At 66.2% G+C, this 4,147-nt stretch carries 5 protein-coding genes and 1 pseudogene; 2 read left to right on the forward strand and 4 right to left on the reverse strand.

Features of this window, described 5'->3' with window-relative positions; all coding sequences use genetic code 11:
• Positions 1-305: 305 nt before the first annotated feature.
• From ABTZ59_RS36835 to ABTZ59_RS36845, 3 genes are all read right to left on the reverse strand, one after another.
• Positions 306-980, reverse strand: a complete 675-nt coding sequence (locus tag ABTZ59_RS36835) for a DUF4232 domain-containing protein (RefSeq protein WP_351425783.1) — start codon at positions 978-980, stop codon at positions 306-308.
• A gap of 204 nt (positions 981-1,184) precedes the next feature.
• Positions 1,185-1,421 carry a DUF397 domain-containing protein gene (locus tag ABTZ59_RS36840; RefSeq protein WP_351425786.1) on the reverse strand — a complete coding sequence of 79 codons (237 nt, stop codon included), beginning with the start codon at positions 1,419-1,421 and terminating at the stop codon, positions 1,185-1,187.
• Between the two features lie 2 nt (positions 1,422-1,423).
• Complete coding sequence (locus tag ABTZ59_RS36845) at positions 1,424-2,254, reverse strand: helix-turn-helix domain-containing protein (RefSeq protein WP_351425798.1); 831 nt, start codon at positions 2,252-2,254, stop codon at positions 1,424-1,426.
• Positions 2,255-2,410: 156 nt separating this feature from the next.
• On the opposite strand from ABTZ59_RS36845, the pseudogene ABTZ59_RS36850 reads away from it, so the two are divergent.
• Both ABTZ59_RS36850 and ABTZ59_RS36855 read left to right on the forward strand, forming a co-directional pair.
• Positions 2,411-2,818, forward strand: a pseudogene (locus ABTZ59_RS36850) (hypothetical protein); the annotation flags it as partial.
• 335 nt (positions 2,819-3,153) lie between these two features.
• Entirely contained in the window at positions 3,154-3,828 is a 675-nt protein-coding gene (locus ABTZ59_RS36855) for a DUF4232 domain-containing protein (RefSeq protein ID WP_351425789.1), read from the forward strand.
• A 98-nt stretch (positions 3,829-3,926) separates the two neighbouring features.
• Here the strand turns inward: ABTZ59_RS36855 and ABTZ59_RS36860 are convergent.
• Positions 3,927-4,147: C40 family peptidase (locus ABTZ59_RS36860; protein ID WP_351425795.1), on the reverse strand; the 221-nt coding region annotated here is incomplete at its 5' end.

The following is a 4,147-nucleotide window of genomic DNA, read 5'->3' on the forward strand; positions in this document are numbered from 1 at the left end:
CACCAACACGACCAAGAGACCACCACGACTCAAACCCGCACCCCCTAAAGTTCCTGGCATTGGGACCCCTCCCCCCGGGCCGCCCCCCTCAAAGCTGCACTTGCGGTGGAGGGTTGGGGGTCAAGGGTGGAGCGGAGCGGAATCGGCGCAGCCGACGCGACGTAGGAGCGCCCTTGATGCCCGGCCCGGAGCCGCGAAACTGAAACCTGAGGGGCGGCCCCCACCCGACACCAAACGCTCCGGTTCACCCCGGTTACCCCTCGGCGTGAACCCGCACCCAACCCCGCGCGCGCAGTCACGGTTTGTCAGACAATGACGGGGATGGTCTCGGAGGGGTTGGTGGACCAGTTGGTGACGATGGGCTTGTCCACGACGGCGGCGTCGGGGAGCTTGAGCTCGGCGGGCTCGGGGTCCTCTTCGGTGAGGGCGATGATGACGTGCTCGAATTCCACGCCGCCATCGCTGTTGGTGGTCTTGGGGTTGATACCCGTGTACGCGACGGCGGAGCCGGTGAGCTTGATGGGGTCTTCGCCGCCCTGCCCGACGGGGGAGGCGACGCCCTCGGCGTTCGAGCCGAAGGACACGCTGGGGGTGTTGACGTCCAGGTAGCAGGTGATGCCGGACTTTGCCTTGGCGGTGACGCGGTAGTAGCCACCGGCCTGGGTCTCCGAAGTGACAGTGAAGTCCAGGTCGTTGGTGCCACAGGACTGTCCGTAGCCGCTCTTGTCGGTGGAGTCTCCGGAGCTGGAGTCGGAGTTGGAGTCGGAGCCGCTGGAACCGGATCCGTCCGTGGAGGAGTTGTCGCCGGAGGAACTGTCGCTCCCGCCGCTACCGGCGGAGGCGACGGCGGAGGGGGCCACGGTGCTGCCGGCGTCCGAGCCGTCGTCGGGGTTGCAGGCGGTGGTGGTGGCGGCGAGGGCCGTCACGGCCACGGCGGCCAGGACGAGGCGGGCGGAACGGGCGGCGAGACGCGAGCGCATCTTGATCTCCAGCGGCTGTCGGTTGCGGTGTTTCCTGCTGACACCGACGACACTAGGGCCGAGTCGATCCTGAAATGATCCTGTACATGTCCGCGTTCTGTCTCAGCGACCTCGGCCCAAGTAACAGCCCTGGACTGCACGAACCCAGCTCAGCCGACCGCGTCGAACCGTGCGGGGCCGGACTGCGACCGGCCCCGCTCCGGGTCAGGCCGACCAGGTGAGGAACCGCGCCCAGGCGTCGGGGGCGACGGTGAAGGTGGGGCCTTCGACGTTCTTCGAGTCGCGGACGTGGACGGCGTGCGGGCACGTGGCGACCTCTACGCACTCGCCGCCGCTAGGGCTGCTGTAGCTGGACTTGTGCCAGTCGAAGGCGACCTCGATGCATTGGCCTCCGGCGTCGCTGCTGTAGCTGGACTTGAACCACCGCAGGGTGCTGCTCATTGTCAATCTCCCGCCAACCGCTCGATGAGGCCCAGCGATTCGTCCGGGCCGAGGGCCTGTGCCCGGATTTTCGCATACCGCTGGGCGTAAGCGCTCACCTTGGCAGGGTCGGTGATGAGTAGGCTCTCGTCCTGAAGCTCCATGTAGACCAAGTGGTCATGCTCCGGAGTTTCCAGCAGGGTCAACCCGCCCCGCAACCCGGCGTGTTCGCCACGTAGTCCTCTGTTGAGAGGCAGCACCTGAAGTGTGACATTCCGGCGCTTAGCGCACTCTGTGAGATGCGCCAACTGTCGACGCATGACTTCTTTGCTGCCTACGGACCGCGTTAGCACGGACTCTTCCAGGATCAGTTCGATCAGCGCGATCGGATCCCGGTCGAAGATTGCCTTCCGAACCATCCTGGCCTCGACGAGTTCGTTCACGCGCTGCTCGGAGAGGGGTGGATACCCTCCGCCGATCAGATCGCGTGCGTACTCCTCGGTCTGGAACAGACCGTTGATCACTAGCGTCTCGTATGACGACAGGGTCAATGCTTTCTGTTCTGGCAACGCGAAGTCCTTGAACAACTCCGGATACTTGTCCAGCCGCACATACTCCCGCGCCTGCTCAAAGACGCCCATCCCCTCCCCGAGCACCCGCTCCAGCGCCACCAGCATCTCGTCACTCGCCGGTTGCGCGCACGTCTCCATCGCGCTTACCGCCGCGCCCGAGAAGCCCAGCTCCTTTCCCAGCTGTTCCTGTGTCAGCTTTTTCTTGATGCGCATCCTGCGGGCGACATCGGCCACCAATCGCGTCGCAGGACCCGCCGTTTCCTTGTTTTCCGCTCGCGCCATCGCGATCACCTTTTCGACTCAACCGGACTCAACCGGTCACAACCGAGACATACGGAATTCCACCTTCCGCAAAGGGCATTCGGGCAGGTCAACCCCTGTCCGACGGACCCCGAGCAGACATGGAAAACGCTAGCCAGTGAGCGTCAGAATGTCCCCATGGATGCGACAACTCGCCAATTAGGTGACATCGATTGGATTCCGTCCTCCGGATTCCAGCTCCGGAAAGCGGGAGCCCGATTCGATGCCGTGAGGGTCGACGCGGATGACGGTCGTCGTCTCGCCGACATGCTGGAGGCGCTCTGCGGCGGTGAACCCGGGCCGGTGGTCAGTGAGGCGAATGGGCGGCGGGGAATGTATTTCCTGCTGCCGCCCGGAAGCACGGCGCACCGTTCGTGGCCGCCCGGCGTTCAGCGGTTCAACTCGGCTCGGAATACGGTCAGTTACGTGCCGGTGCCCGCGCTGTCGGGTCGTACGTGGCCGCTCTCCTGGTACTTCCCGCCCACCGGCCGCGACCGCTTCGTCCACCCGCTGCTCCTGTTGAACGCGGCGATCGCGCTCCTCTCCGAACCTCCGGGCCGAGACGTCCTGGAGAGGGTCGGCTTCCGGCTCTCCGCGCTCGACGTCCACGGCGGGAGCATCTCGGGAGGCGCGACCTCTTAACCGGCAGTAGTGGTTTCTCCGGTGCCTTCGATCAGTACGGAGGGGGGATCGAAGGCCCCCCAGGTTGGGGACTGGCCAGGTCAGCGTGGAGTTCGCGTGATCGCGCGGTGGCGAACTGGCGGACCGTGAGGCCTAGGGGCCTGTGACAGAACGAAGACGGCGCGGGAGACCGCCTGTAACTCGGTGCGAGATACAAATACTTCCGGTCGCACGCACCGCACTCGTTCTGGAGGAACACCGTGAAGTACACCCGCCTCTCTGCTCTCGCCGCCCTCGGAGTCGCCGCCGCCCTCTCGCTCACCGCTTGTGGCAACGGCTCCGGGAAGGACTCGTCCTCCAGCGTCTCTTCGTCCTCGTCCTCGTCTTCCTCGGCCTCGGAGGGCAGCTCGGCGTCGGAGGGCGGTTCGGGCTCCGGTGGTTCGGAGGCGAGCAACGCGAAGTCGGGCTCCGGTGAGGACAACGAGGCCCGCGTCGGCGGCGGGAACGGCGCGACGGAGGCCGGCGGCCAGGTCACGTTCTGCAAGACGGAGGATCTGGCCATCGATGCCAGGGACGCCGCGCCCGACGAAGTCTCGGGCAGGATCGACATCACCATGATCAACCGGGGCTCGACCACCTGTTCGGCGACGGGCTTCGCGGGCGTCGACATCAAGGACGCCGACAACACCTCGAACCCCATCGAGCGCGGCCAGGCCCAGCCGCGTATCACCACCCTGAAGCCCGGCGACGCCGCTGTCTTCAACCTCGCCTACGACATCGACAACAGCGGCGGAAGCCTCGCGCACCCGACCAACATCGAGGTGACGCCCCCGAACGAGACCCACACCGTGAGCCTGAACTGGCCTGCGGGCGCGGGGGAGATCAAGGGCGCCTACACCGACGTCGAGGTCTACCCCACGCACACGGCCGAGTAGGGACGGAGGCGCCCCGGCGTCCCGTGAGTACCCGGTTGAGCGGGCTGGTTCGAAGCCCGTCACGACAGTCCGCCGGGGGTTGGCGGCTTCGGTTTCGGTCACGGTGTGATGTGGCGGTAGCTGACGACTGTGGACGGGCTGGGGAGTTTCGCGGTGGTGACGGTACGGCCGGTGCCGGGGGCGTGGATGACCTTGCCGTCGCCGATGTAGAGCTGAACGTGCCTGCCCTTGTTGCTGATGATCAGGTCGCCGGGTACCAGGTCGGCGCGGGTGGTGGCTTTGCCGGCCTTCACCTGGCCCCACGTGGTGCGGGGGAGTT

It is taken from the genome of Streptomyces sp. NPDC094034, from assembly GCF_040303865.1.
In the GTDB taxonomy this organism is placed as follows: Bacteria; Actinomycetota; Actinomycetes; order Streptomycetales; family Streptomycetaceae; genus Streptomyces.

What these genes read in the sequence shown, in the direction of transcription:
- ABTZ59_RS36840 (WP_351425786.1), bottom strand. Translation starts at nt 1,421, where the DNA reads ATGAGCAGCACCCTGCGGTGGTTCAAGTCCAGCTACAGCAGCGACGCC.
- ABTZ59_RS36845 (WP_351425798.1), bottom strand. Translation starts at nt 2,254, where the DNA reads ATGGCGCGAGCGGAAAACAAGGAAACGGCGGGTCCTGCGACGCGATTG.
- ABTZ59_RS36835 (WP_351425783.1), bottom strand. Translation starts at nt 980, where the DNA reads ATGCGCTCGCGTCTCGCCGCCCGTTCCGCCCGCCTCGTCCTGGCCGCC.